At 71.5% G+C, this 26,433-nt stretch carries 25 protein-coding genes; 12 read left to right on the top strand and 13 right to left on the bottom strand.

Features of this window, described 5'->3' with window-relative positions:
• Nucleotides 1-458: 458 nt before the first annotated feature.
• Together ISP_RS31285 and ISP_RS31280 are read right to left on the bottom strand one after the other, a co-directional pair.
• Nucleotides 459-1,436 (bottom strand): LacI family DNA-binding transcriptional regulator, encoded by a 978-nt coding sequence (locus ISP_RS31285; RefSeq protein WP_013227893.1) that lies wholly within the window; start codon nucleotides 1,434-1,436, stop codon nucleotides 459-461.
• Nucleotides 1,437-1,542: 106 nt separating this feature from the next.
• On the bottom strand, nucleotides 1,543-2,457 hold the full coding sequence (locus ISP_RS31280) for a helix-turn-helix domain-containing protein (RefSeq protein ID WP_320109485.1): 915 nt from the start codon (nucleotides 2,455-2,457) through the stop codon (nucleotides 1,543-1,545).
• Between the two features lie 165 nt (nucleotides 2,458-2,622).
• Here ISP_RS31280 and ISP_RS31275 point away from each other — a divergent pair, with 165 nt between their 5' ends.
• Nucleotides 2,623-3,096: an MmpS family transport accessory protein gene (locus ISP_RS31275; RefSeq protein ID WP_013227891.1), complete on the top strand. Its 474-nt coding sequence runs from the start codon at nucleotides 2,623-2,625 to the stop codon at nucleotides 3,094-3,096.
• 17 nt (nucleotides 3,097-3,113) lie between these two features.
• Nucleotides 3,114-3,857 (top strand): ABC transporter permease, encoded by a 744-nt coding sequence (locus ISP_RS31270; RefSeq protein ID WP_013227890.1) that lies wholly within the window; start codon nucleotides 3,114-3,116, stop codon nucleotides 3,855-3,857.
• Here the strand turns inward: ISP_RS31270 and ISP_RS31265 are convergent.
• From ISP_RS31265 to ISP_RS31255, 3 genes are read right to left on the bottom strand one after another with little or no spacing between them, the layout of a single operon-like run.
• Entirely contained in the window at nucleotides 3,841-4,527 is a 687-nt protein-coding gene (locus ISP_RS31265; protein ID WP_013227889.1) for a histidine phosphatase family protein, read from the bottom strand. The two genes, ISP_RS31270 and ISP_RS31265, sit on opposite strands and share 17 nt — an antisense overlap.
• Nucleotides 4,528-4,537: 10 nt before the next feature.
• Nucleotides 4,538-6,421 carry a Na+/H+ antiporter gene (locus tag ISP_RS31260; protein ID WP_034286269.1) on the bottom strand — a complete coding sequence of 628 codons (1,884 nt, stop codon included), beginning with the start codon at nucleotides 6,419-6,421 and terminating at the stop codon, nucleotides 4,538-4,540.
• A 33-nt stretch (nucleotides 6,422-6,454) separates the two neighbouring features.
• On the bottom strand, nucleotides 6,455-6,862 hold the full coding sequence (locus tag ISP_RS31255; RefSeq protein ID WP_013227887.1) for a nuclear transport factor 2 family protein: 408 nt from the start codon (nucleotides 6,860-6,862) through the stop codon (nucleotides 6,455-6,457).
• Nucleotides 6,863-6,936: 74 nt separating this feature from the next.
• On the opposite strand from ISP_RS31255, the gene ISP_RS31250 reads away from it, so the two are divergent.
• On the top strand, nucleotides 6,937-8,322 hold the full coding sequence (locus ISP_RS31250; protein ID WP_013227886.1) for a carboxylesterase/lipase family protein: 1,386 nt from the start codon (nucleotides 6,937-6,939) through the stop codon (nucleotides 8,320-8,322).
• Nucleotides 8,323-8,356: 34 nt separating this feature from the next.
• Here the strand turns inward: ISP_RS31250 and ISP_RS31245 are convergent, their stop codons facing one another.
• The 4 genes from ISP_RS31245 to rnhA form a co-directional block, all read right to left on the bottom strand.
• Nucleotides 8,357-11,434, bottom strand: a complete 3,078-nt coding sequence (locus ISP_RS31245; RefSeq protein ID WP_230468446.1) for a glycosyl hydrolase 2 galactose-binding domain-containing protein — start codon at nucleotides 11,432-11,434, stop codon at nucleotides 8,357-8,359.
• Between the two features lie 273 nt (nucleotides 11,435-11,707).
• Nucleotides 11,708-12,127 (bottom strand): hypothetical protein, encoded by a 420-nt coding sequence (locus ISP_RS31240; RefSeq protein ID WP_013227884.1) that lies wholly within the window; start codon nucleotides 12,125-12,127, stop codon nucleotides 11,708-11,710.
• The gene (locus ISP_RS31235; protein ID WP_013227883.1) at nucleotides 12,127-12,507 is read right to left on the bottom strand and encodes a YchJ family protein; all 381 of its coding nucleotides are present in this window, start codon (nucleotides 12,505-12,507) and stop codon (nucleotides 12,127-12,129) included. The genes ISP_RS31240 and ISP_RS31235 overlap by 1 nt, the downstream gene beginning before the upstream one ends.
• 32 nt (nucleotides 12,508-12,539) lie before the next feature.
• The gene (gene rnhA / locus ISP_RS31230) at nucleotides 12,540-13,001 is read right to left on the bottom strand and encodes a ribonuclease HI (protein ID WP_013227882.1); all 462 of its coding nucleotides are present in this window, start codon (nucleotides 12,999-13,001) and stop codon (nucleotides 12,540-12,542) included.
• Between the two features lie 74 nt (nucleotides 13,002-13,075).
• Between rnhA and ISP_RS31225 the strand changes: the two genes are divergently transcribed.
• The 4 genes from ISP_RS31225 (at nucleotide 13,076) to ISP_RS31210 (ending at nucleotide 16,081) form a co-directional block, all read left to right on the top strand.
• Nucleotides 13,076-13,780 (top strand): Crp/Fnr family transcriptional regulator, encoded by a 705-nt coding sequence (locus ISP_RS31225; RefSeq protein ID WP_013227881.1) that lies wholly within the window; start codon nucleotides 13,076-13,078, stop codon nucleotides 13,778-13,780.
• Between the two features lie 110 nt (nucleotides 13,781-13,890).
• Nucleotides 13,891-14,058, top strand: a complete 168-nt coding sequence (locus tag ISP_RS31220) for a hypothetical protein (protein WP_014467400.1) — start codon at nucleotides 13,891-13,893, stop codon at nucleotides 14,056-14,058.
• Nucleotides 14,059-14,225: 167 nt separating this feature from the next.
• Nucleotides 14,226-15,215 (top strand): hypothetical protein, encoded by a 990-nt coding sequence (locus ISP_RS31215; RefSeq protein ID WP_230468445.1) that lies wholly within the window; start codon nucleotides 14,226-14,228, stop codon nucleotides 15,213-15,215.
• A gap of 83 nt (nucleotides 15,216-15,298) precedes the next feature.
• The gene (locus tag ISP_RS31210) at nucleotides 15,299-16,081 is read left to right on the top strand and encodes a DUF1684 domain-containing protein (protein ID WP_013227879.1); all 783 of its coding nucleotides are present in this window, start codon (nucleotides 15,299-15,301) and stop codon (nucleotides 16,079-16,081) included.
• Nucleotides 16,082-16,106: 25 nt separating this feature from the next.
• Here ISP_RS31210 and ISP_RS31205 read toward each other — a convergent pair whose 3' ends face one another.
• From ISP_RS31205 to ISP_RS31195, 3 genes are all read right to left on the bottom strand, one after another.
• Complete coding sequence (locus ISP_RS31205) at nucleotides 16,107-16,598, bottom strand: AMIN-like domain-containing (lipo)protein (RefSeq protein ID WP_013227878.1); 492 nt, start codon at nucleotides 16,596-16,598, stop codon at nucleotides 16,107-16,109.
• Between the two features lie 110 nt (nucleotides 16,599-16,708).
• Nucleotides 16,709-18,682, bottom strand: a complete 1,974-nt coding sequence (locus ISP_RS31200; protein ID WP_013227877.1) for a UvrD-helicase domain-containing protein — start codon at nucleotides 18,680-18,682, stop codon at nucleotides 16,709-16,711.
• A 25-nt stretch (nucleotides 18,683-18,707) separates the two neighbouring features.
• Nucleotides 18,708-19,385 (bottom strand): MBL fold metallo-hydrolase, encoded by a 678-nt coding sequence (locus tag ISP_RS31195; protein WP_013227876.1) that lies wholly within the window; start codon nucleotides 19,383-19,385, stop codon nucleotides 18,708-18,710.
• Nucleotides 19,386-19,495: 110 nt separating this feature from the next.
• Here ISP_RS31195 and ISP_RS31190 point away from each other — a divergent pair, with 110 nt between their 5' ends.
• Nucleotides 19,496-20,701, top strand: coding sequence for an acyltransferase family protein (locus tag ISP_RS31190; RefSeq protein ID WP_013227875.1), 1,206 nt, complete (start codon nucleotides 19,496-19,498; stop codon nucleotides 20,699-20,701).
• A gap of 121 nt (nucleotides 20,702-20,822) precedes the next feature.
• Nucleotides 20,823-23,687, top strand: a complete 2,865-nt coding sequence (gene uvrA, locus ISP_RS31185) for an excinuclease ABC subunit UvrA (protein WP_014467399.1) — start codon at nucleotides 20,823-20,825, stop codon at nucleotides 23,685-23,687.
• 64 nt (nucleotides 23,688-23,751) lie between these two features.
• On the opposite strand, the gene ISP_RS31180 is transcribed toward uvrA, so the two are convergent.
• Nucleotides 23,752-24,297: a fibronectin type III domain-containing protein gene (locus ISP_RS31180; RefSeq protein ID WP_013227873.1), complete on the bottom strand. Its 546-nt coding sequence runs from the start codon at nucleotides 24,295-24,297 to the stop codon at nucleotides 23,752-23,754.
• A 226-nt stretch (nucleotides 24,298-24,523) separates the two neighbouring features.
• Here ISP_RS31180 and ISP_RS31175 point away from each other — a divergent pair, with 226 nt between their 5' ends.
• From ISP_RS31175 to ISP_RS31165, 3 genes are all read left to right on the top strand, one after another.
• Nucleotides 24,524-25,027 (top strand): lipoprotein, encoded by a 504-nt coding sequence (locus ISP_RS31175; RefSeq protein ID WP_013227872.1) that lies wholly within the window; start codon nucleotides 24,524-24,526, stop codon nucleotides 25,025-25,027.
• A 142-nt stretch (nucleotides 25,028-25,169) separates the two neighbouring features.
• Nucleotides 25,170-25,721, top strand: coding sequence for a sigma-70 family RNA polymerase sigma factor (locus ISP_RS31170; RefSeq protein ID WP_026469270.1), 552 nt, complete (start codon nucleotides 25,170-25,172; stop codon nucleotides 25,719-25,721).
• Nucleotides 25,718-26,431 carry an anti-sigma factor family protein gene (locus ISP_RS31165; protein ID WP_013227870.1) on the top strand — a complete coding sequence of 238 codons (714 nt, stop codon included), beginning with the start codon at nucleotides 25,718-25,720 and terminating at the stop codon, nucleotides 26,429-26,431. The genes ISP_RS31170 and ISP_RS31165 overlap by 4 nt, the downstream gene beginning before the upstream one ends.
• Nucleotides 26,432-26,433 lie beyond the last annotated feature (2 nt).

Below are 26,433 nucleotides of genomic sequence, written 5' to 3'. Positions count from 1 at the left end.
GCTGCGGCTGACGGACCCGGAGAAGGTCGAGCCCGTCGGCGTGCCGAACTCATGACCGCCGTGGTGACCGGGGCCCGGGGGGCCCGGGGGGGGGGGGGGGGGCCCCGCCCCGCCCGCCCCCCCCCCCACGTCGCTCGCCCCGACCCTCCAGCCACGCCAGCCGACTCTCTGGGTGCGCGGGCCGACCCTCCAGGCGCCGGCCGACCTTCTCGGTACGCGGGCCGACTCTCTGGGCGCGGGCCGACTCTCTGGGTGCGCCGGCCGACCCTCCAAGCGCGCTAGCCGACCCTCTGGGCGCGCCAGCCGACCTTCTCGGCGCGCCAGCCGACTCCCTGGGCGCGTGGGCCGACTCTCCAGGCACCCCGGCCGACTCTCCGGGCGCGCGGGCCGACCCTCTCGGTACGCCCGACCGACCCCTTCGGGGGCGCGAACCGGCCCGGCGGCCGAGCCCCTCTGCGTCAGCGGCGGGAGCTCTTCCGGACGATCAACCGAGCTTCGAGCGTCGTCGTCGTTGCGTCGCGGGTGCTGTCGGTGATGCGGGCCAGCAGGAGCTGCGCCGCCACCCGGCCGACTTCGTACGCCGGCTGGGCGACCACCGTCAGGGGTGGGTCGACCAGCGTTGTCCACGGTGCGTCGTCGAACGAAACGATGCCCACGTCGCTGCCCGGGCGCAGCCCGCGAGCCGAAAGGGCCTCCAGCACTCCGATCGCCATCGTGCTGTTCGCGACCAGCAGCGCGTCCGGCGGCGATGGCTCGTCGAGGAGGTCCAGCGTCGCCAGCCGGGCGCCCTCCGCGCGGTATTCGCCCCGGCGGAACAGGACGTTCTCCTCACCCACGACATCGGCGTACCCCGCCAGGCGGTCTTCGGCCGTGCGGACGCCCGGCGGGCCGGTCAGGCAGCCGACGCGCCGGTAGCCGCCGGCGAGCAGGTGGCGCGTCGCTTCGGCGGCCGCGTGGCGGGTGTCGACCAGCACTTGGTCGCCCTCCGCGGCCTGCAACGGCCGGTCCACCGCCACCAGCGGCGTGCCCTGGCGGCGGAGGCCCTCGACGTTCGTCGACCGGCCGGTGGGCGACAGCACCACGCCGGCGACCCGCTCCTGCAGCGCGACCTCGATGTAGCGCCGCTCCTTGTCCTCGTTTTCATCCGAATTACACAGCACCACCGAATACCCGGACCGCTGCGCGAGGTCCTCGACGCCCCGTGCGATGGCGGTGAAGAACGGGTTCTCGACGTCGGAGATGATCAGCGCGAGCACCGCGGTCTCTTGGCGGCGGAGGTTCCGGGCCAACCCGTTCGGGTGATATCCGAGCTCGGCGGCCGCTTCCTGGACCCGGGCGGCGAGGGTGGGGTCCACAGTGGACTTTCCGTTGAGCGCGCGCGACACGGTCGCCGTGGAGACGCCGGCCCTCGCCGCGACGTCGCTGATGGTGGCCACACGCCCTCCCTGATCACTCGTCGAGGGGGAGGATAGCGCTCGTGGTAGTCGTTTACCGTCCGCTTACCTTTTTGGGGGAACAGCCACTTCCGGATGACCGCGGGAGTTACGCCGAACGGAGTCGATCACGTGCGGTGGTGTCCACAATGGAGGGTCCGCGGAAGTAGGCGCGCGGCGTGAGACCGGTCAGCGCCCGGCAGTCCCGGCTGAGGTGCGCTTGATCGGCATACCCCGCGGCGGCCGCCAGCGCGGCCAGCCCCGAGACGTGCGGAGCCAGCGCGACGGCCCGCTGGAACCGGCTGACCCGGAGGTAGGTGGCCGGCCCGTACCCGACGGCTTGGACGAACCGCCGCCGCAGCCACCGCGCACTCACCGCGCCGGACAAGGCGGGATCTTCGACCCGGGCGACGACCTCCACGCCGGCTCCGACACTCGGTGTGGCCGAAGATGGTCGGTGATGTTTCCCCGCGGGCGACGGCGAGCGGGGTGACATGGCCGGCTCCGGCAGGCGTTGGGTCGAGTTGTGCCCCGGCGATGCTCGTGCGGCCCTCCCCGCCTCGCGGGACCCGACCAACCCCGCCGCCGCGTCGCCGACCCGGGCCACTCCTGCCTCCAGCCGCGCGATCAGCTCCGCCACCGCCGCATCCTCCGGCGGCACCTCCCCGAGCCGCCCGGCCACCGCCTCGACCGGCGACACCTCCCCCTCCACCAGCCGCTCCGCCCACGACCGCCCCCACAACTCGCCGACCGGCACCCGACGGTCACGCAACTCGTCCGCCGCCACGCCGAGCACCGCCGCCGCGCGGCCCGGCCGGAACCGGACCCCTTTCAGCACCGCGTCCGGCTGCGTCACCGATGACCACGCCGTCGTGTCCGGCCCGGCCACGAACGCCGCGCCATCGCCGACGACCAAGTCCACGCAGCCGTCCGGGACGATCCGCTTCGGGCCCTCCGAAGCCGATCGCCACACGCATTTAGCCACGTCCCGCAGTGCCCGTGGTGCTGCCGCCTCTTCGTACACACCCCGATCATCCCCTCTGGTCCGACAAAATCCGGTGCCCCGGGAGACCCCCGTCCGGGTGAACATCGAACTTCCTGCGAAGAGCTGCTAACACCCCGTTAGGTCACGGCGAGATATAGGTCGACGCACTCGACGGAAGTGCGCGCGACGAGAGAAGACCTCTCCATGGGCGTTCCCACCGCGACCCGGCCCGAGCGCGACCGCGCCGGGCGGGCTCGGCCGGCCGGCAGCTTCGTCGTCGTCCTCGGGGTGCTCGTCGCGGCCTTCGCGGTGACGGCCTACGTCGTGCCCCGGTCCGCGCGCGGTCCCGGCAGCGAAGAGCCCGCCACCGCGCCCGTCGCCCCGGCCGCGGTCCGCACCGTCAACCACAGCGTCGTCTACGAACTGCTCGGCGCGCACGGCGCCCGCAACGTCACCTACGCCGCCGCGGGCTCGGTGCTGACCCAGCACGCCGAGGTCGCGACGCCGTGGTCCACGCAGTTCACCCGGGTCGGTCCCGCCGGGCGCACCGAGTTCTACAGCATCGCCGCCCGCAACCCCGGGCCCGGCGCGCTGCGGTGCCGGATCGTCGTCGACGGCGTCGTCGTCGCCGAGAAAACCGAGACCGAGCCGGACCGCCTCTTCAGCTGCGCCGTCTGAGCGGCAGGATCGGCGGCGTGAACGCCGCGATCACCTTCGGCCCCGCCCTGGTGGCCGTCCTCGTCCTGCTCGCCGTCGCCGGTGCGGCCGTCGTCCGGGCCGGCGGCCTCGGCGAAGGGCGCGCGGTGCTGATCGCCGCCGCCCGCGCGGTCGTCCAGCTCGCCGCGGTGTCGTTCGTGATCACCGCCGTCCTGCGCTCGGCGCCGCTCACCGGCCTCTTCGTGCTGCTGATGTTCACCATCGCCGCGGTGACGTCGGCGCGCCGCGTCGGCACCCGGAAGAACCTTCCGTGGACGGCGCTGGCCATCGCCGCCGGGGTCGCGCCCGTGCTCGCGCTGGTCCTCGGCGCCGGAGTGGTCCCGCCGAAGCCGATCGCCGTCGTGCCGATCGCCGGCATCGTGATCGGTGGCGCCATGACCGCGACGTCGCAGGCCGCCCGCCGCGCCCTCGACGAGCTCGAGGCGCGGCACGGCGAATACGAAGCCGCGCTGGCGCTGGGGTTCCTGCCGCGCCCGGCCGCGCTGGAGATCTGCCGCCCGTCGGCCGGGCACGCGCTCATCCCGGCGCTCGACCAGACCCGCACGGTCGGCCTGGTGACGCTGCCCGGCGCCTACGTCGGCGTCCTGCTCGGCGGCGCGGGCCCGATCCAGGCGGGGATGACGCAGGTGCTCGTGCTGATCGGGCTGCTGGCCGCGGAAGCCGTCTCGATCCTGGTGACCGTCCAGCTCGTCGCGGCGGGGAAGCTCAGCCGAGGGGCGTAGCCAGGTGGGCGGTGTCGTTGAAGCGCCGCACGATCCAGCGGTCGCCGTGCAGCACCAGGTGCGAAATCGACCCGTTGTCGGCGCCGAGGAACGCGAACCGCTCGACCGAGCGGCCGGCCTGGGCGAACACCTCGCCGATCACGCCGCCGTGGGTGAACACCGCGACCCGCTGGTCCGGGTGCGCGGCCGCGATGCGGGTGAGCGCTCCGCGCAGCCGGGCGCCGAAGGCCTCGTCGGACTCCGCGCCCGGGATCACGTCCCAGCGCTGCTCGGTCCACAGCCGCTCGACGATCGGGTGGCCTTCGGCGGTGTACTTCCGGAACAGGCCGTTCTCCCAGTCGCCAAGGTGGATCTCGCGCAGGTCCGGTTCGACGACCGGGGTCAGGCCCAGCTTTTCCGCCAGCGGCGCGGCGGTCTGCACCGTGCGGCGCAGCGTCGTCACGTAGATCGCGTCGATCCGCTCGCCGGCGAGCCGGACGCCGACGCGCTGGGCGTGGTCGCGGCCGTCCGGGGCGAGGTCCGGGTCGGCCTGGCCGTCGACGAGCTCGAACGGGTCGTCGCCGCGGGCCGGAGCGGATTCGCCGTGCCGGACCAGGAAGATCTCCGTCGAGCCCGGGGGCGGGCTGAAGCGGTGCTGGCGGTATTCGATCTCCTGCTCGGGCGTGCTCATGGCCCCGACCTTAACCGAGTTGCTTGTCCACGAAACACCACCGCCACGTCTCACCCGGCTCGAAGCTGCGCATCACCGGGTGACGGCTCTCGTGGAAGTGCCGGGTCGCGTGGCGGCGCGGCGAGGAGTCGCAGCAGGCGACGTTGCCGCACTTCAGGCACATCCGCAGGTGCACCCACGTCGTGCCCTCGGCGAGGCAGGCCGCGCAGCTGTCGGCCGAGCTGGGCTCCTTGTCGACCCACTCGTGGGCCAGGTGCTTGCACGACCCCGCCGTCGCGGCCGGGGTACGCAGTTCGCGGCCCTCCACGTCGGGCTCGGCCTCGTCGCGGTCGAGCATGGACTCCTCGATGTCGAGCCGTTCCAGGACCTTCCTCAGGACGTCGTTGTCGGCGCTGCCGCTGGCGCGGGCCTTGAGGAACTGGTTGCGTTCGACTTCGAGCAGCTCCAGCCGCAGGCGGCGGTAGGCGTCGCTCGGGGTCTCGGCCAGCGCGCTCTGCCGGCCGAGCTGCTCCCACGCCGAGTCGGCGCGGTGCTGCAGGCGGTCGCGCAGCCGCTGAATGATCTCCGGCGGGTCGTCGGGTTGCCGGATCTCCTCGAGCTTGGCCAGCGCCGCCCGGGTCATGTCGTGCAGCACGGCCGCCTCCTGCAGCGCGTCCTCCGCGGGGTCCGGCCGCGGCAGGCGCAGCCGCCGGATCAGCGGCGGCAGCGTCATGCCCTGCACGGCCAGCGTGCCGGCCACGACGACGAACGCCGCGAGCACCAGCACGGCCCGCTGCGGGGTGTCCGCGGGCAGCACGAACGCGGCCGCGAGCGTGACCACCCCGCGCATGCCCGCCCACGCGATGACGGCCGAATAGCGCCACGGCCAGATCTTCGCCTTGACCTTCCCCGGCAGGAAACGCCGTTTGACACGTTTCACCGTGCCGATGCCGATCAGGTACAGCACGCGGGTGAGGATGGTCGCGCCGAGCACCGCGACGCAGATCCAGGTGAGCGTGAGCAGCGACAGCCCGCTCTCGCCGACCTCGGCGAGGATCCGCCGCAGCTGCAGGCCGATCAGCAGGAAGACCATGTTCTCCAGGAGGAACTGGATGGTCTGCCAGTTCAGCCGGGACGCCAGCCGCGTCGAACCCGACAGGATCTGCGGCGCCTTGTGCCCGAGGATGAGCCCGGCGATCACCACCGCGAGCACGCCGGAGCCGTGGATCGCCTCGGCCGGGATGTAGGCGATGAACGGCACGGCGAACGAAAGTGCGGTGTCGAGCACCGGCTCGTCCATCCGGGCGCGGATGAACGCGGCGACGAAGCCGACGACCAGGCCGACCACGGCCCCGCCGATGGCCGCGCGGAAGAAGTCGGCGCCGACCTGCCAGAGGCTGACCGAGCCGGCCAGCGCGGCGATGGCCGTGCGGAGGGCGACCAGCGCGGCCGCGTCGTTGAAGAGGCTCTCGCCTTCCAGGAGCCGGATCAGCTTGCGGGGCATGCCGACCCGGCGGGCGACGACGCTGGCGGCGACCGCGTCCGGCGGCGCCACGACCGCGCCGAGGGCGATGCCGCCGGCCAGCGGGAGCCCGGGGATCACCGCCCAGGCGACCAGGCCGACGCCGAGCGCGGTGAACACGACGAGCCCGACCGACATCAGCCCGATCGCGCTGCGGTTCTTCCGGAAGTCGACCAGGGACGTCTGGATGGCCGCCGAGTACAGCAGCGGGGGCAGCAGGCCGAGCAGCACGACCTCGGGGTCGAGGTGGACCTCGGGCACCCCGGGGACGTACGAGCCGGCGACGCCGACGACGATCAGGCACAGCGGGGCGGACCAGTCCAGCCGCCGCGCCACCGCGCTGACGACGAGGACGGTCACGACCAGCGCCACTATCTCTGCCGCTATGTGCACGGGGTAATCATCACCCGGGCGCCGTCCCGGGCGTCACCGGGCCAGCTCCGGGAGCACCTCCGCGATCAGCTGGGTGTCCATGTACTCGGTGATCTCGCGGATCCGGCCGTCTTCGACGCGGAAGACGAAGCAGTACTTGTTGTCGTAGCGCGCCCCGGACTTGGTCGCGACGCTGCCCTGCGTCTCGACCACGACGACGTCGTCTTCGGCGACGAACCGGCTCGCGGTGCTGGTGTAGGTGCCGTCGAACTGCGCGCCCAGCGGGCCGAGCAGGTCGCGGCGGACCGACTCCTTGCCGCTGAAGCGGCCGGACCAGCTGTTGTGCCCGCTGACCGTCCAGGTGACGTCGTCGGCCATCGCGGCGATGAGCGGCCGGATGTCGCCCGTCGCCCAGGCGTCGAACGCCGTCTTCAGGAGCTGCTTGTTTTCGGACGCGCTCATGGTTCCCCTCCCGGTGTGTGTGGCCCAGTCAACACGCTGGAGCGTGCTCCAGGGCAAGTCCCTAGGCTGGGTTCGTGACGACGGTGGAGATCGCGGCCGGCGCCCTGCGCGGGTCCGGGCGGGACGAAGTGCGGACGTTCCTCGGCGTGCCGTACGCCGAGCCGCCGGTGGCGGCGCTGCGGTTCCGCGCGCCGCGCCCGGTGCCGCCGTGGCCGGGTGTCCGGGACGCCACCCGGTGGGCGTCGCGCGCTCCGCAGCCGGCGCTGACCGGGCGCGGCTTCACCGGCGACGAGGACTGCCTCTACCTGAACGTCTACGCGCCCGCCTCGCCCGGTTCGTACCCGGTGCTGGTGTGGATCCACGGCGGCGGCGGGGTGATGGGCGCGCCGCACCAGTTCGACGCGTCCGCGTACGCGCGGCGAGGTGTCGTCGTGGTGACCGTCGCCTACCGGCTCGGCGTGCTCGGGATGCTGCACCTGCCCGGCGTCGCCGACTCGAACCTGTCCCTGCGCGACCAGGTCGCCGCGCTGGAATGGGTACGGGACAACATCGCCGCGTTCGGGGGCGACCCGGGCCGGGTGACGCTGGCCGGGCAGTCCAACGGCGGCCGCACGGTCGGGACGCTGCTGGCCGTGCCCGCCACCCGCGGGCTCGTCCACCAGGCGATCGTGCAGAGCGGCACCGGCGTCGGCTCGGTCGTGCACACCGCGGACGAAGCCGCGGCGGTCGCTTCCGCGGTCCTCGCGGAGCTGGACGCTTCGCCGGATGACCTGGCGACGTTGCCGGTGACGCGGATTCTCGAGGCGCAGCAACGGGTTTCGGCGGTGTCGGGCACGAAGGTGACCTACCGCGTGGTCGTCGGTGACGAGCTGCTCCCGCGCCCACCGCGGGAAGGCGTGCGCGAGGTCCCGCTGCTGATCGGGACGACGGCCGACGAGGAGGACCTGTTCAGCTGGCTGCAGTCCGGTGGCGCGAAGCTGCTGGGCGTCGGTTCGACGATGCTGGACGCGCCCGCGGTCGAGAAGGCCGTGGCGGCGTATGACGACCTATTCGACTGGCCCGAGGACCAGCTCCGCAACCGCGCGCTGACGGCGGGGGACTGGTGGATCCCGGCGATCCGGTTCGCCGAAGCGCAGCCGGACGCGTGGATGTACCGCCTGGACTGGCGCATCGCCCCGCGCGGCCGCGGCCTGGGTGCGGTGCACGGGCTCGACCTGCCGCTGGTGTTCGACGACATCCGCAACCGCAACTGGCGGTTCCTCTTCGCCGGCCGCACGTTCCCGGCGGAGCGGATGCAGGCGGTGGCGACGGAGATGTTCGAGGCCTGGGTCCGGTTCATCTCGGAAGGCGATCCGGGCTGGCCGCGCTACACGACGGTGGACCGCGTCACGCGCCTCTTCGACGACGTCTCGACGACGGTGTCCGATCCGGACCGCGAGCAGCGCCTGCTCTGGGACTGAGCCGGGGCGGCGCGAAACCGCCCCGGCTCGGACCCTAGACGGTGATCTTGTCGACGTTCGGGCCGCCGTTGGCGGTCGTCGCGGTCGTCTTGATCTTGTTCGTTCCGGCGGTCAGCGTGACGGGCACCGTGACCGTCTGCCACGTGTCCCAGTTTCCCGTTCCGCCGAACGCCACGGCCGACGCCACCTTCGTGCCGTTGACCGTGATGTCCATCGGGCGGTTCGTCGTGGTGCCGTTGGCGAACCGCAGCACGACGTTCGCCGGGCCCGCCGTGGCCGCCGGCACGGTGAACTCCACCGCACTGCCGACCGCGTTGTCGTAGTTGACGAACCCGGTGCCCGTGAAGCCGGTGTGGTTCGACTCCACGACACCGCTGGTGATCGTCGCGTCCTCGGCCTGGTAGTCCACCGGGTCACCGGGCCCGGGGTCGACCGTGCCGTCCGCCGGGATCGTCTTCGTCCCGGTGTTCCAGCCCGCGACCCGCACGGACGGCTTGGCGCCCTTGAGGTCCGCGGTCCGGTACGTCGCCGTCAGCGTCGTCGACTCACCGGGCCAGAGGCTGACCTGGTTGTCGCTCCAGCGCACCGGTAGCACCGGTGCGCCCGCCGCGCCGACCACGTGCGCGTCGACGAAGAACGCCGGGACCTTGCCGGTCGTGGTGTTCTTCAGCGTCACCTCGGTCGTCGTGGTGCCGTCGGCGTTGGCCGTCGAGGTGGCCGTCGACCCAAGGGTGACCTGCGCCAGGCCGGTCAGCCCGGAAAGGTCGGCGAACGACGTCGTCGGCGTGTAGTACCAGTCGCTGTTGCCCCAGTCGAGGGTGTCGGCCTTGGTGGACAGCCAGTACACGTTCCGGCTGACCTCCTTGCCCGACGAGTCGGTCAGGACCAGCTTCGCCAGGTACGTCGTCGACAGCCCGCTCACCGAACCGATGGTCAGCGCCGTCGTCTTGGCGCCGTCACCGCCGACCGAAACGCTCTTCGTCTGGTCGAACTTCGACGTGCCGTCCAGGTTGAACAACTGCACGCGGGCGGTCAGGCCGGACGCCGCGTCGTGGTTGTGGTTGACGACCACCACCGACTTGGTGTCGTACGAGTACTGGATGTGCAGCGGCTCGTTCGCCTTCTTGGCCCCGAAGTAGGAGCCGTTCTGGTCGAGGTAGGTGTCGAACAGCTGCCAGTGCAGCGACGTCCAGCCGCTGTTGAGCATCCAGTAGATGATCCCGGTCGACGGGTTCGAGCTGTCGCTGAAGTTGCGCGAGTGCGACTCGAACTCGGCGCGGACGTTCTCGTACTGCGCCAGCTGCGCCTTCCGCACGAAGTCGTCGAGGCTCGCCGGCTTGCCGTAGCGGCCGGTCAGCGCGTCGCCGAACAGTTTGAGGTTGGCGAACGTCGACGACGAAGACCGGTGGTACTGCGCGGTCGACGGGCTCTTCCACATCGTGTCGAGCTCGCTCGACGACATCATCCGCTTGAGCGTGTCCATGGTCGGGATGTCCGGCCCGGCACTGGTCTCGGAGTTGAAGCCCCACGCACCGCCGAGGTCGCTGTGCGCCTTGTCGTACCAGTAGTTCGGTGGGACGTAGTCGTACGGCCCGTTCATCTTCATGCCCGAAGACCCGAGCTGCGGTGACGACTTCGCCGACGCGGCCGGGACCACCGGCGTGGCCCAGTCCGCGGCGCTCAGCGCGTCGAGGTAGTTCTTCTCGATCGTCGCGTCGGGAGCGAAGTCGCTGCCGATCAGGAAGGAGATGACGCTCGGGTGGTCGCGCAGGCGCTCGGCCTCCGCGGTCATCGACGCCTTCGCGACCGGGTAGTCCGCGGACGTCCACGTGTCACCCGGTTCGCTGCCGTTGACCTGGCCCTCCCACTTGTCGCAGCACTCCCAGCCGGGCAGCGTCAGCACGCCCATCCGGTCGGCGAGGTCGAAGAACTCGTCCGGCTCGATGTGGCCCTCCAGGCGCACGGTGTTGAGCCCGAGGTCCTTGACGTAGGCGAGCTTGTCCGCCGCGTACTGCTCGTTCCAGCGCAGGAACAGGTCCGGCGAATAGCCGCCGCCCTTGATCAGCAGCGGGCGCCCGTTGATCGTGTACGCCCGGCCGCCGCTCGAGTTCTTGTTCGCCGTCACCTGGCGGATGCCGAAGGTCGAGTGCGAGGAGTCCGACGCCGTGCCGCCGACGCTCGCGGTCAGGTCGAGGTCGTGGAGGGGCTGGCCGCCCATCCCGGCCGGCCACCAGACCTGCGGGTTGTCGATCCCGATCGCCGGGAACGTCACGGTCTTCTTCTCCTTGGCCGCCAGGGAGACGGTCTGGCTGATCGCCTTGCCGGCGACCGTGCCGGAGATGGTCGTGGACACGGCGGCCGCGGAGTCGTTGCGGACGTCGGCCTTCGCCGTGAGGTCGGCGTGGCTCAGCCCGGTCAGCTTCGTGACGACGTGGCCGCCGCGCAACGCCACCGGGCCGCTGCGGCGCACGAGGACGTCCCGGACGATGCCCATGTTCCGGTCCGGCGGGGTCTGCGCCCAGTCGATCCAGCCCATCGAGAGGTCCTTGTTCGGGTCGTTCGGGTAGACCTTGAACGCGACGCTGTTCGTGCCCGCCTTCACCAGCGCGGTGATGTCGAGGTCGTGGCGGGTGTAGGCGCCGTTGACCTGCGTCTTGTCGGCGACGCGCGTCCCGTTGACCCAGACGTCGGCCTTCGACAGCACGCCGCTGAAGTCGAGGTACGTGCGCTGGGTCGTGTCGGTGACCGTCAGGTCGGTGCGGTACCACCACGGGACCTGGAAGTCCGCGGTCGGCACGTTCTTCATGTTGGTCGAGTAGAACGGGTCGGCGTACTTGCCGTTGGCCAGCAGGCCGGCGTAGACGGTCGAGCGCGGGCCGACCGGGTACCAGCCGGAGGTGTTGTAGCCGGGCTTGGAAACCGCGGAGTCGTCGCTGACCTGCGCCGACGTCTGGATCAGGAAGCCGGGGACCGCGGTTGCCGGAGCCGCGGCCGCGACCACCGCTCGCACCGGTTCCTGCCCGGTCGCGGCCGGGACGGTCGCCCCGGTCACCGCGACGGCCAGCACCGCCGCCGCGAGGAGAGTCCGAGTTCTTCTGTGCCGATAGCTCACTAGCGCGCCTCCTAGGCACCCACGGCGGCGGGGGACAGCGGACCATCGTTAGGGAACTTTCCTAACAATTGCGCACGATGGTAGCGGCCCGGTCACGCCGAGAACAGGGGCGTTTCGCCGGACGCGGGCGGCCTGCCACGCCGCGGCGGCCCGGGGCCAGCAGGAGTGGCGGGGAACCGTCCTCCCAAAGCCGTTGCGGGAGTGCTTCGCTGAGCGGGACACCGCCGGTCGGCGCGGCGCGGTGTGGAGGAACCGGCGCGGGCGTGCGGGAGCCTACTTCTCGATCCCGAGGTCCGCCTTGAAGAGTTCGATCACCGCGAGCCGCCGCCGGTCGACCGCGGCGACGACGGCCTGGTCGACCCCGTCGGCCGCGGCGATCTTCGTGTGCACCTCGATGACGGCGGCCGCCAGCTCCCGCGCCGGCCCGGCCACCTCCCGGCCGGCCAGGACGTCGATCTCGGGCGCGGCGGCGTGCAGGCGCGCGTCCTCGGTCCGGCTCCGGTCGCCGGCCATCGCCTGCCCGTAGCTCGCGCTGATCGCGCGCAGGTACTCGGCGTAGACGGCCTGCTTCAGCTTGCCGGCCGCGTCTTCCCGCTGCCACCGGTGGTTGCGCGCCGCCTGCAGCAGCTGCAGGAAACCGCCGGCGAGGACGCCGAACAGCGTGCCCGCGACGCCGACGATCGCGGTACCCATCAGGCTTCCGCGTCGAGGTAGACCCAGTGGCCGTCGTTCCGGCGAAAGCGGCTGTTCTCCTCGAGGAAGCCGTCCCGGCCTCGGTGGCGGTAGTGCGCCCGGAACTCGACGGTGCCCTCGGCGTGCAGCAGCCCGCCCCCGCTGCGGCCGAGGATCTCCAGCCGCGTCCACTCCTGGCCCGGCTCGAGCCGGAGCTGCCGCGGCCGCGTGTCCGGGTGCCAGGTGCGCAGCAGGTACGCGGTGTCGCCGACGGCGAAGGCGCTGAACCGCGAGCGCATCAGCAGTTCGGCGGTGGGAGCGGTGAGGCTGCCGCCGTGGAACCGGCCGCAGCAGTCGGCGTAGGACTCGGCGAGGCCGCACGGGCACGGAGCGGGAGGCATCGGGGAATTCTGCCACGACCGTCCACTCCGGACTAATCCGCGTTGACCGGCTTTCCGCGTTCCCGTGCCTCCTGCACACCCCGCACCGCAAGCCGGTCCGCTCGCTCGTTCTCCGGGTGTCCCGCGTGGCCCTTGACCCAGAGCCACTCGACCGTGTGGCCGCCGATCGCCGCGTCGAGGCGTTGCCAGAGGTCCGCGTTCTTCACCGGGGCGCGCGCCGTCGTCTGCCAGCCGTTGCTCTTCCAGCGGGGGAGCCACTGCGTGATGCCGTTGCGCACGTACGTGCTGTCCGTGTACACGCGCACCTGGGACGGCCGGGTCAGGCTCTCCAGGGCGCGGATCGGTGCCGTCAGCTCCATGCGGTTGTTCGTCGTCGGCGTGGCTTCGCCGCCGTACAGCTCGCGCTCGTGCCTGCCGTAGCGCAGCACCGCGCCCCAGCCGCCCGGTCCGGGGTTCCCGCTGCACGCTCCGTCGGTGTAGATCTCCACGTCCACGCGGCGACCCTACCGGCCGCGGTGCTCGCCGAACGGCGGCACGCCGGGTTACGGTGGGGATCCGGAGGGGAGTCATGAGCGGGCAAGACGACACGGCGGACGGGGCACTCCTGGCCCACCTCGCCGACGGCGATCGCGAATACCTGCTCGCCCGGGGCACCCGCCGCCGGTTCCGCGCGAACGCCGTCGTGCTCATGGAGGGCGACCCGTCCGACCACGTCCACGTGCTGGTGTCCGGCTGGGTGCGCGTCTCGACGATCCTCGAGGACGGCCGCGAGGTGCTCTTCGGGCTGCGTGGTCCCGGCGAGGTGCTGGGCGACCTCGCGGCGGTCACCGGGCGCCCGCGGTCGGCGTCGGTGCGCGCGATCGAACCCTGCACCGTCTTCCAGCTCACCGGGCCCGACTTCGTCGACGTCCTGCACGCCCGGCCCACGATCGCCGTCGCGACCATCAAGACGGTCGCGGCCCGGCTCCGCAACGCCGAATCCGCCCGGGTCGACTCGGCCGCCTTCGACGTCAGCCGGCGCGTGGCGGGGGTGTTGGTCCGGCTGGCCGAGGAACGCGGGCAGACCGTGCCGGAGGGCGTCGTCGTCGACGCGCTGTCGCAGGAGGACATCGCCGCACAGATCGGCGCGGCCCGGCGTACCGTCGCGCGGGCGCTGCGTGTGCTGCGGGAGCGCGGCATCGTCGAGACCGGCCGCCGCCGGTTCCTCATCCGCGAGCTCCGCGTCCTGCGGGCCTTCGCCCACTCTGAGCCAAACGGCACACAACACCCGTGACAGCCGACATCTGACGGACGCCACCGCCCGGCGATGCTGGAGTCCGGCCGGAAAGAATGCGATGCCAACCGGCCGGATTTCATTTCGAGCGAGGTCGGGGAGCCCGTGTCGTGAACGTCTACTGCAAGATTTTGACCCTGGTGAAATCGGTCTTCGCCGCGTTCGTGGTCGGCGCCCTCGCGGGTTTCGCGGTGGCCGCCGGAAACGCAGCGGAGCCCGCCGCGCCGACGTTCCACGGCTCCGCGCCGCTTTCCGCCTCGGCCTGGGTACAGCGATGAGGAGGTGTGTCTGATGGAGAGTCACTCGATCTGGGCCCTGATCTTCGGGCTGAACTGACCCGCGGTGAGACCCGGCCGGCCGGCTCGTGGGGGGTCGGCCGGCCGGGTATTCCCGGAATTCCGATGTCCGGAATTTGTCCTGCTTTCGTGGAACGGAAACTGGTAACGTGGCCAAATCTTCCGCGGTCGGACGAGGGGGTGGGACGACGGAAGAGCACACCTCCCCGTTCGTGCGCGAGCTGAACGAACTGCGCCGCGGCCGCGGGCTCGACGCGGCCGACCTGCACCAGCGGATCGGCCCCTGCCTGCGGGCGGCGTGCGCGATCACCGAAACCGACCAGCCCGCCGCCGCGCGCCAGAAGCTCGTGCTGCGGCTGACCGAGCTGTGCGGGCGGCTGCCACCGGACCTGAAGCTGGCCGCGCTGACGGCGCTCGGCCTGCACGAGGAGGCCGCGGGGGAGTTCCTCGACCGGCGGATCTCGTGGCTGGCCAGCGTCCTCGACCGCGACCCGCGCACCGCCCGCCGCCGCATCGACCTGGCGTTCCGCCGGCTCGACGAACTGCTCGGCGCGCCCGCGCCCCGCAGTGACCTGCACCCGCTGGCCGGCTGGTACGTCGAGTCGATGAAGGCGATGCTCCGGCTCGACCGCGACCCGCCGGAACTGGCGGAGGAGCGCCGGATCGTCGCGGAGGTCGACGAGCTCGACGAGCTGGTGCTGCCGTTCAGCGTGCCGGCCGAGCCGGGCAGCGACCCGGTGCCGGACATCACCGCGGACGCGCTGTTCGGCGGGGAAATCGTCGAAGCGCGCCAGGTGTCGGCGAGCCACGCGCAGTTCATCATGCGGCTGCCGAGCCCGCTGCGGCTCGGCCAGCGCCACGAGTACGGCATCCGGTTCACGCCGCGGCGCACGGAACTGCGGCCGTACTACGCGATGACGCCGTTGCGCCGCTGCGAGCAGTTCTCGGTGCGGGTCCGGTTCGACCGGGCGGCACTGCCGTCGCGGGTGTGGCGCCTCAACGGCGTACCGGGCCGGGTCGTCGACGACGGCATCGACTCGGGCGACGCGCTGACCGTCAACCGGGTCGGCGAGGTCGGCCTCGAGTTCCACGACCTGCACCAGGGCCTGAGCTACGGGCTGCAGTGGTCCTTCGACTGAGGTGGGCGTCCGGATGCTGGGACGTGGAATAGCGGCGCGGGTTCCGGGTTGGCATGGTCGTAGCCGACGGAAAGGGGCCCGCGATGAGCACGTTCACCCAGCAGTGGCAGGACTGGAAGGCTCAGCGCGAGACCGACCTGGCCGAGCCGCACGGCTGGCTGGCGCTGGTTTCGCTGGACTGGCTGACCGACTCCCCCCGGGAGTACCCCGGCATCCCCGGCCGCTGGTGGCAGGATGCCGATGCGGCGTACGTCGACCCGGCGGGCGCTTCGCTGGCCCACGAAGGAGAACCGATCACCGGCGTCCGGCGGTTCGAGCTGGTCAACAGCGGCGCGGGCACCCGGGTGCTGGCCGGTGACGTCGAGATCGAGGTGGCCCGCCGTTCGGGGTACCTGATCCGCGTCCACGACCCCAAGGCCGAGGTGCTGCGCGAGTTCCGCGGCGTGCCGGCGTACGAGCCGTCGCCGTCCTGGGTGCTGCCCGGCCGGTTCGAGCCGTTCGGCTCGCCGCGGCCGACGACGGTCGGCGCCGTGGTGGAGGGCCTGAGCCACGTCTACACGGCACCGGGCGTGGTCCACTTCTCGCACGACGGCGTGTCGCACACGCTGACGGCGTTCAACGGCAAGGACGGCGGCCTCAGCATCCTGTTCACCGACGGGACGAGCGGCGTGACGACCTACGCGGCCAACCGCTCGCTGCCGGTCGGGGCACCGGCCGCGGACGGGTCGGTCGAGCTGGACTTCAACCGCGCGGTGAACCTGCCCTGCGCGTTCACGGACTTCGCGACGTGCCCGCTGCCGCCGGCGGGCAACCACCTGCCGTTCGCGGTCGAGGCGGGGGAGAAGACCCCGTACGAGCGCGGGTGACCGCGGGCCACCCGCGCCCGGTCGCTCAGTGGGCGACGTCGATGACGACGCGGTTGGGTGCGGTGAGCGTGAAGACGTTCACCGCGGTCCGCGACCGCACGCCGAGCCCGATGGACACGTGCGCCTCGAAGTCTCCGGTGAGGGCGACGGCCATGACGTTGTGCAGGTTCCGCGTCCGGAACTTCTGCGGCCCGGTGTAGGTGAGGTTCCCGTCGAGATCGTGCGCGGCCGCGGGGGTGGCGGTGACGTTGATGAAGTACTCCCCGGTGAGCCACACGATTTCCCCGCTCGGGTCGGCGGTCAGCTCGTCGACGAGCTGGTAGGAGACGGTGGGCGCGGGACCGCTGCCCAGATCGAGCACGACCCGGTCGAACCCGGTGTTGAGCCCGGTCCGGATGTTGGTCAGGGTGGGGATGACGGGCGCCGCGCCTTGGGCGGGCGAAGCCGCGGCGAGGATCCCGCTCCCGGTGAGCAGCAGGGTGACGGCGGCGAGCGCGCGCCACTTCGTTCTGGACATGATGGGCCTCCTGGCGGAGAAAACCGATGGAAGTCCCAGCGCTGGGTTTCCGGGGAGACGCCCGGTTCGTCCGGTGAGTTGCCCCAAGCCGGACTTTGACGGCTCAAGCGTTACCCGGCTGCGCCGAACGTGTCCCCGTTCTCTTCGACGACGCCCCACCAGAGGAAGTCGCGCGCTCGCGTCGCCGCGACGAGGCGTTGCCGGTCCCGCAGCTCCGACGCCTCCTCCGCGGCCGCTCCGCTCTCGCCCGGCCTGGCCGGGAACTCGACGACCAGGACCGCCTGGAAGTCGAGGCCCTTGGCCCGGTGCACGGTGCCGACCTTCAGGTGGTCGTCGGGCGCCCCGGAGTAGTCGTCGAGGGACAGGACGGGGATGCCGGCCTCGCGGAGGATCCGCCGGCACCGCACGAGATCCTGACGCTGGAAGAGAATCAGGGCCGTCTGCCCGAGCGGGGCCGTCAGCCCGGCGATCCGCCGGGTCAGTTCCGCCGCGAGGTCCGCTTCGGTGCCGCGCCAGGACACCGCCGTCCCACCCGTGTTGCCCGCTTCCGCGTTCTTCAACGCGACCCCGGACGCACCGTCGAGGTCGTCGACTTCGTTGCGCGCGTCGAACCGCTGGGCGAAGGCCAGCACTTCCGTGCGGTTGCGGTAGTTGACCCGCAGCACCTCGCCCCGCCCCAGGACCGGGATGCCGGCGTCGGAGAGCCGCCAGCCGCCCGGGTAGACCTGCTGCTGGCCGTCGCCGACCAGGAGGAGCTGGTTCGGGCCGGTGCCGGCCAGCTCCTTGATCAGCCGGAGCCCGTTCAAGGTGATGTCCTGCACCTCGTCGACGACCACGGCGGCGTAGCGGGTTTCCAGCGGCTGCCGCCGCAGCTCGGCCAGGGCGATGTCGATCACGTCGTTGTAGTCGTGCAGCCCGCGCTCGGCGAGCATTTCCTGGTACGTCTCGTAGAACTGCCACACCGCGGCCTTCTGCTCGGGGCCGAGCCGGAGCTCGCGCCCTCGCCGCACGGCCGGGCGGCGGTACTGCTCGAGCGTGGTGAACCCGCGGCCCTTGATGACCCGGTCGATCTCGGTCCGCCAGTACTCGTCGTGCCGTTCGATCGGCTCCAGCACGGCGCGGTGCCGGGACCAGGCGCGGCCGAACGCGGTCCGCACTCCGCGCGCGTCGACGTCGACGGGCCGCTCCCGCGCCGTCAGGAACCGGCGCACCCAGGCGTGGAGGTGGACGAACTCGGCCCGGTCGCCGAATTCCGGGGCCAGGCGGCGGAAAGCGGCTTCGTGGACGGGCGGGAGAGTGCGCACGAACGTGGTGAACAGCACGGGCCCGGCGGTCCGCCGGGCGACGTGCCGCAGCCGGTGCAGCGCGACGACGGTCTTGCCGGTCCCGGCGGGACCGCTGATCCGGGCCGGCCCGCGGTAGTCGCGCGTGACGATCGCCCGCTGGTGCGGGTGCAGGAAGGTCAGCCACGAGTCGAACGGCCGCAGCTGGGCGGCGGCGACCTCGGCTTCGACGAGACTGCCGGGGTCGAGGAACCCGGCTGCCGGCTCGCTGGGTCCGGGCGCCTGGACGCGCAGCGGGACGTAGCCCCCGAGGATTCGCCGGGCCTGCTCGCCGATGGCTTCGACCTGCCGCCGGTCGAGGTGTGGTGCGGTGCGCTTGAACAGCTTCGCCAGCTCGGTCTCCGCGAGGACGCGGAACGGTCCCGCATCGCGGACGGCGTTCCGGGGACCGGGGGTGATCAGCACGAAGTGGACGGCACTGCCGGTGAGTTCCCGGCCGCGGCCGTCCCGGATGCCGGCACAGCTTTCTTCGGCGTGCCGGACGAGCGCGTGGAGGCCGGGCGGTTGCGGTGGGCGGGCGGCGATGGTGACGGCGAAGAGGCCCTCGGGGCCGATGAGGAAGGCGTCCGCGCGGGCGTCCGGTGGATCGGCTCGCACGAAGAGCCGCCAGTGTCCCGCGGTCTCGACGAGCAGGGCGGTGAGGATCCGGCGCCGGTCGGCGTCCAGCTGCGGGATGTGCTTCGTGAGCAGTGCCGAAGCCTGCTGCTGGAGCACCCGCTTGGCGTGCTGGCCGAGCCCCACCGACCCTCCCGGTCGTGACTTCGGCTCACCAGCCGCGTTCGCGCCACTCCGTCAGCTTCGGCCGCTCCGCGCCCAGCGTCGAATCGTCGCCGTGGCCCGGGTAGAACCACGTCTCATCGGGCAGCTCCCCGAAGATCCGCGTCTCGACGTCGTCGAGCAGCGACGCGAAGTTCTCCGGCGACGACGTCTTCCCCACCCCGCACGGGAACAGCGAGTCCCCGGTGAACAGGTGCGGATGACCACTCGGATCCCGGTACAGCAGCGCGATCGACCCCGGGGTGTGCCCGCGCAGGTGGATCACCGACAGGGTGACCTGCCCCACCGTCAGCGTGTCCCCCTGCTCGACCAGGAAGTCCGGCGGGATCGGCAACGGCGGTGCGTCCAGCGGGTGGGCCGCCGTGTTGGCTCCGTTCGCTCCCGCCACCGCGCCCAGCGCCTGCCAGTGGTCCTGGTGCTGGTGGGTGGTGACGACCGTGCGCAGCGCGGGGCGGTCCGGGCCGTGGCCGATCAGGTCGGAGATGCGCTCGGGGTCGCTCGCCGCGTCGATCAGCAGCGCCTCGTTCGACTCCCGGCACACCAGCAGGTACGCGTTGTTGTCCATCGGGCCGACGGACAGCTTGGTGATGGTGAGCGCGTCCAGGGTGCGCCGGGCGGCGTCGCCGCCCGGGTCGACGTGCCCGGTGTAGGTGTCCACGATGTTCACCCTGCACACGGTAGTCGTTTCGTTCCAAGCGGTTCCACCCGCACAAGCGCGCGGCCACCCCGCCACGTAGGCTCACGGCGAACCCCGCCAGCCCCGACCTCAGGACGACCGTGCCCACCTCCCCGACGCCGCGCCGGATCAGCTGGGACCTCCTCCGGGTCGTCGCCGTCCTCGCGGTCGTCCTCGGGCACGTCACCCACCAGGGCGCCCTTCTCCACCCGGAACTCACGGGGTACCCCGTGCGGGTGACGGCGCAGTTCGGCGCCGCGATCCTGCTGGTGATCTCCGCCTTCTTCGTTTGCGCCAGCCTCCGCAAGGGCAATCCGGGCCGGTGGCTGTGGAACCGCGTCGCGCGCCTGGTGCCCGCGTACCTGGTCGCCGTCCTGGTGACGTACGTCGTGACGCGGTGGGCCGCCATCTCCTTCAGCGGCCTGCCCTACCCGCCGGGCGTCACCGGGTTCCTGTTCGGCGTGCCGCAGGGGCCGCCGGCGAACCCGTCGCCGTGGTACATCCCGACCGGGCCGGACCTGGTCGCCAACCTCGGCATGGTGCAGGAGTGGGGCATCCGCTGGGACGCCTTCTACTACCTCGACGGCTCCTACTGGACGCTGCCGGTGCAGCTGATGGCCTTCACCGGCGCGGCCCTGCTGTGGCCGCGGTCGTGGCGCACCCACCGGCTGACCGTCGGGCTGCTGTGGGCGCTGATCCTCGTCCCGCTCACCCTCCGGTTCGCCGTCTTCCCGCCGGGGACGGCGAGCCCGGTCGTCGAGACGTTCTTCTACGGCCTGGGGCTGCACCGCTTGCACGTCTTCGCCGTCGGCGTCGCGATCTGGCTGTGGGCGCGACGACGGCTGGAGACCTGGCACGCCGCGCTCTTCGTGGCCGCCGCCGTCGCGGCGCAGGACCTGCAGGTGTTCCCGTTCCACGTCGCGCTGCCGCAGGACGCGCAGCGCTGGCCGTCCACGATCGGGTTCGCCGCCCTGCTCCTGCTGGTCTGCCTGGCCGCCCGCGGCCCCGACTGGCGGTTCCCCGGACTGGCGCGGATCGCCCCGGCCGTCACGTGGCTCGCGGGCATCTCGTATGGTCTTTATCTGGTGCACCAGGAACTGGGTTACATCCTGGCCCGTGCTCTGCTCGACGCCGGCCTCCCCGGCTGGCTGCGGCTCCCCGTGATCCTCGGCGCCGCCGTGCTGGCCGGCTGGGCGGTCACCGCGGGGGTCGAACGCCCGGCCCACCGGTGGCTCACCACCCGCCGGAAGCCCGAAGAACCGCAGGTCAGAGGCGCGGAATCAGTTTCTGTCGGTGGTGGCTCGTAGCATGGATGCGGCCGCCCGTGCAGCCGGCTCGAGACAGCAGCTCGAGAGCAGCTCGAACGAGCACAGACCGGGCCGGCGACCGCAGCGGAATGACTTGAGAATGACCTGAGAGGACCCTGGCGTGGCTGATCGCCTCGTTGTTCGCGGTGCCCGCGAGCACAACCTTCGCGGCGTGGATCTCGACCTGCCCCGCGACAGCCTGATCGTGTTCACCGGCCTGTCCGGGTCGGGGAAGTCGAGCCTCGCCTTCGACACCATCTTCGCCGAAGGGCAGCGGCGCTACGTCGAGTCGCTCTCGGCCTACGCCCGCCAGTTCCTCGGGCAGATGGACAAGCCGGACGTCGACTTCATCGAGGGCCTCTCGCCCGCGGTGTCGATCGACCAGAAGTCGACCTCGCGCAACCCGCGTTCGACCGTGGGCACGATCACCGAGGTCTACGACTACCTGCGCCTGCTCTACGCCCGCGCCGGCAAGGCGCACTGCCCCACGTGCGGCGAGCCGATCAGCAAGCAGACCCCGCAGCAGATCGTCGACCAGGTGCTGGAGATGGACGAAGGCGTCCGCTTCCAGGTGCTCGCGCCGGTGGTGCGCGGGCGCAAGGGCGAGTACGTCGACCTGTTCGAGAACCTGCAGCAGCAGGGCTACGCGCGCGTGGTCGTCGACGGCACGATGCACCCGCTCACCGATCCGCCGAAGCTGAAGAAGCAGGAAAAGCACCAGATCGGCGTGGTCATCGACCGGCTGAGCGTGAAGTCGTCTTCGCGCCAGCGGCTCACCGACTCGGTCGAGACGGCGCTGCGGCTGGCCGACGGGCTGATCGAGCTCGAGTTCGTCGACCTGCCGGAGAACGACCCGCACCGGATCCGCGGCTTCTCCGAGAACCTGGCCTGTCCCAACGGCCACCCGCTGGCCATCGAGGACCTCGAGCCCCGCTCGTTCTCCTTCAACTCGCCCTACGGCGCCTGCCCCGAGTGCACCGGCATCGGCATCCGCAAGGAGGTCGACCCGGAGCTGGTGGTCCCGGACGACGAGCTGTCGCTGGCCGAGGGCGCGATCGCGCCGTGGTCGGGCGGCCAGAGCGCCGACTACTTCATCCGCCTGCTCGAGTCGCTGTCGGAGACCATCGGCTTCCGCATGGATACGCCGTGGCGGCGGCTGCCGGCGCGCGCCCAGAAGGCGGTGCTGCACGGCGTCGACGAGCAGGTCCACGTCCGCTACAAGAACCGCTACGGCCGCCAGCGCTCGTACTACGCGGCCTTCGAGGGCGTCATCCCGTTCCTCGAGCGGCGCCAGGAGCAGACCGAGTCCGAGTACATGCGCGAGCGGTACGAGGGCTACATGCGCGAGGTGCCGTGCCCGGCCTGCCAGGGCACCCGGCTCAAGCCGGAGATCCTCGCGGTGACGCTGGCGCACAAGACCCGCGGTGACATGTCCATCGCCGAGGTCTGCGCGCTGTCCATCGCGGAGGCGTCGCAGTTCCTCGACGAGCTGGAGCTGGGGCAGCGCGAGGCGATGATCGCCGGTGCGGTGCTCAAGGAGATCCAGGCCCGCCTGCGCTTCCTCCTGGACGTCGGCTTGACGTACCTCTCGCTCGACCGCGCGTCGGCCACTCTCTCGGGTGGTGAAGCCCAGCGCATCCGGCTGGCGACGCAGATCGGTTCGGGCCTGGTGGGCGTGCTGTACGTGCTGGACGAGCCGTCGATCGGCCTGCACCAGCGCGACAACCACCGCCTGATCGAGACGCTGACCCGGCTGCGGAACCTCGGCAACACGCTGATCGTCGTCGAGCACGACGAGGACACCATCCGCTCCAGCGACTGGGTGGTCGACATCGGCCCGGGCGCCGGCGAGCACGGCGGCCACATCGTCCACAGTGGACCGTACAAGAAGCTGCTCAAGAGCAAGGACTCGCTGACCGGGCAGTACCTGTCCGGCCGGCGGAAGATCGAGGTGCCGGCGATCCGGCGGCCGATCGACAAGAAGCGGCAGCTGACCGTCGTCGGCGCGCGCGAGCACAACCTGCGCGGCCTCGACGTGTCGTTCCCGCTCGGCTGCCTGGTCTCGGTCACCGGCGTCTCCGGCTCGGGCAAGTCGACGCTGGTCAACGACATCCTCGCGACGGTGCTGGCGAACAAGCTCAACGGCGCCCGTCAGGTGCCGGGCCGCCACACCCGCGTGAACGGCCTGAACAACGTCGACAAGCTGGTGCGCGTCGACCAGTCGCCGATCGGGCGGACCCCGCGCTCCAACCCGGCCACCTACACCGGTGTCTGGGACCACGTCCGCAAGCTGTTCGCGGCCACGACCGAGGCCAAGGTCCGCGGCTACCAGCAGGGCCGGTTCTCGTTCAACGTCAAGGGCGGCCGCTGCGAGGCGTGCGCCGGCGACGGCACGATCAAGATCGAGATGAACTTCCTGCCGGACGTCTACGTCCCGTGCGAGGTCTGCAAGGGCGCCCGGTACAACCGGGAGACCCTCGAGGTGCACTACAAGGGCAAGACCGTCTCGGACGTGCTCGACATGCCCATCGAAGAGGCCGCGGAGTTCTTCGAGCCGATCAAGGCCATCCACCGCCACCTGCAGACGCTGGTGGACGTCGGCCTCGGCTACGTCCGGCTCGGCCAGCCGGCGCCGACGCTGTCCGGTGGTGAGGCGCAGCGCGTCAAGCTGGCCAGCGAGCTGCAGAAGCGCTCGACCGGCAAGACGGTGTACATCCTCGACGAGCCGACGACCGGCCTGCACTTCGAGGACATCAACAAGCTGATCGGCGTGATCAACGGGCTGGTCGACAAGGGCAACTCGGTGATCGTGATCGAGCACAACCTCGACGTGATCAAGACCTCCGACTGGATCATCGACATGGGCCCCGAGGGCGGCTCCGGCGGCGGCCAGATCGTCGCCGAGGGCACGCCGGAGCACGTCGCCGAGGTCGAGGGCAGCTACACGGGCGAGTTCCTGCGGACGGTGCTCACCCCCGCCGAGTAGCGAGCGGCCCACCCCGGTGCCGTGAATGACTCATTCATGTCGTCTGACGACATGAATGAGTCATTCACGGCGTCTCCTTGCCGGTGGTCTGGTGGACCACCGGGGAGAGCGGGCCGTAGTGCAGCGCCCGGAGCCGGTAGGCCGACTTCTCCTCGCCGGGCAGGAGTGAGAGCACACAGGTCGTCACGTTCGGGTCGGTCACCTCGACCGGGTCGTAGTCCGGCGCGCCCGGGCGCCGGATCTCCAGGAGGAACCCGGCTTCGTCCGGCGAGCGGTCGGCCCAGGTGAACGTCACCGTGTCGCCGGAAACCATGGTGTGCACCTCCGTCGAGACCGGACCGGTGAACGGCTGTTCCCGGTAGTAGAACGGCGTCTCCGGGATCAGGTCCGGGTGGTGGTAGCTCGTCGCGTGCGCCGGGAGGAACCGCAGCGTCGTCCACGGCCCGGCCGGGGCGTTCGCGTATTCGACCCGGTGGCCGGCACCGTCGTCCGGCCAGCTCAGCACGATGTCCGTGGGTGTGGTCAGGGTCGCCGTGAACGGAGGCGCCGGCGCGGAGCCGGAGCAGCCCGCGGCGAGCAGTACCACCAGGACGAGGGGTTTGACGGGCACGGCGGCCTCCCGGGTCGGGCGGGGGCGGCGGTGCGGACGTGATCAGCTTAGGAACTCCGCCCGCACGGCGACAAGATCGTGCCGATCACCGGGACTGACCAATCCGGCGGCGAACCGGCACCGAATGGGGCGAAAACCGGGCTGAACCGTTTCTCGACCGCGGCCGTGTTCTGAGGTGTCGAGGTCCGCCGGATGGCGGAGCCGCCCTCACCGAGGAGAGAACGTCATGAACCGTATCGGGCCGGTGGTCGCCAGCGCGGTGGCGCTCGTCGCCGTCGCATCGTTGTCCGCCTGTGGCGACATGGCCGACGGCGCCCAAGGGCCGCAACACGGCGAGCCGGGACACAAGATGCTCCAGGTGGGCACGGTCAACGGCGTCGGCATGGTGGTCACCGACGCCGACGGCAAGACGCTCTACCGGTTCGACAAGGACGTCTCCTCGCCGCCGACGTCCAACTGCGACGGCGACTGCACGAAGTCCTGGCTGCCGATGCTGGCCGGGGTGGCCACGCCGATGCTCAAGGGCATCCAGGACACCCAGGTGGGCACCGCGACCCGCAAGGACGGCACCAAGCAGATCACGCTCAACGGCTGGCCGCTGTACGAGTACGCGGGCGACAAGGCCGCGGGCGACATGAACGGCCAGGGCGCGAACGGCACGTGGTTCGCCGTCGCGCCGGACGGCAGCAAGATCACCGCGGGTGGCAAGGCCGGCGGCGCCGGGTCCTGACAGACGGTTTCCGGGCAGAACGAGGAAGGACGGGCAGCCGATGAACACCATGGTCGCGCTGCGCTCGGCGCACGCACCGCCGGTGGAGCTAAGGGTTGCACTACTGTCCTCGACGACTCAGAACACCGTCGGGAGGACGAGGGTGGCCATAGGAGGCAGGCGGCCTAAGAAGGCCAAAGGCGAAGACCTCATTCGGCAGCTGTACGCCGAACACGGGCGAAGCCTGCTGGCCTACGCGACGAGGCTGACCGGAGATCGGGCGGCAGCCGAGGACGTGGTCCAGGAGACGCTGGTCCGGGCGTGGAAACACGCTGACGACCTGCAGAACGACGGGAAAGGCTCGGTGCGCGGCTGGTTGCTGACCGTCGCGCGCAACCTGGTCACCGACCGGGCACGGGCCCGGGCGGCCCGGCCACAAGAGGTGGCCGAACCGGCCGAAGGCGTGCCGACCCCGGCCGTCGAGCGAGACCACGCCCAAGGGGTGGTCGACTCGATGACCGTGCTCGGGGCGATGGACGGGCTGTCCAACGAGCATCGAGAGGTCCTGGTGGAGATCTACTACCGGGGACGGACGGTGGCCGAAGCGGCGAGAACACTGGGCGTCGCACCGGGTACCGTGAAATCAAGGTCTTACTACGCACTACGAGCACTCAGAGCAGCGATGATTTCGAGCGGAACGGAGGTGGCGCGATGAACTCGGTGGACGAGAGTCACACGCAGCTCGGCGCGTACGCCCTCGGCGCGCTCGATCCCGGGGAGGCGGCCGACTTCGAGCGGCGGCACCTGCAGACCTGCGCGCAGTGCCGGTTCGACCTGAACGAGCTCGTGGCCCTGCGCGACTCGCTCGACGAGGTACCGCCCGAGGCGTTCCTCGACGGGCCGCCCGAGGGCGGGGATCTGCTGCTGCAGAAGACCCTGCGCCGGGTGCGCGACGAGGAAGAACGCGTCGCTCCGGCCCGTTCGGGCGGACGCCGGGGCCTGGCGCTGGTCGCGGCGGCGGTGCTGGTGGTGGCCGCCCTCGGCGGCGGCGTGCTGGTGGGCCGTCAGACGGCCGATCCGGGCCTCGCGGCGCCGGCTCCGGCACCGGACGCCCCGCCCGGGACGAAGAACGTCGAAGGGCGAGATCCGACGACCGGTGTGCAGCTGGCCGCGGCCGTCAGCCCGTTCCAGGGCTGGGTCAAGGTCGACGTCAACGTGAAGGGCGTCCGCGCCGGGGAGAAGTGCCTGCTCCAGGTGGTCACCAAGGAAGGCAACGCGGTGACGGCCGGCAGCTGGCAGGTCTCGGAGAAGTGGGAGAACCAGGGCTTCCGGCTGGACGGGTCGGCGCTGGTCGCCCCCGACGACGTGAAGTCGGTCGACATCGTCACGGTGGACGGCCGGAAGCTGGTCTCGGCCCAGGTTTGACG

The sequence above is a fragment of the Amycolatopsis mediterranei genome (assembly GCF_026017845.1).
Lineage (GTDB): Bacteria > Actinomycetota > Actinomycetes > Mycobacteriales > Pseudonocardiaceae > Amycolatopsis > Amycolatopsis mediterranei.
Note: the sequence above shows the minus strand (reverse complement) of the source record. Positions and strands in the feature narration are given on the sequence as shown.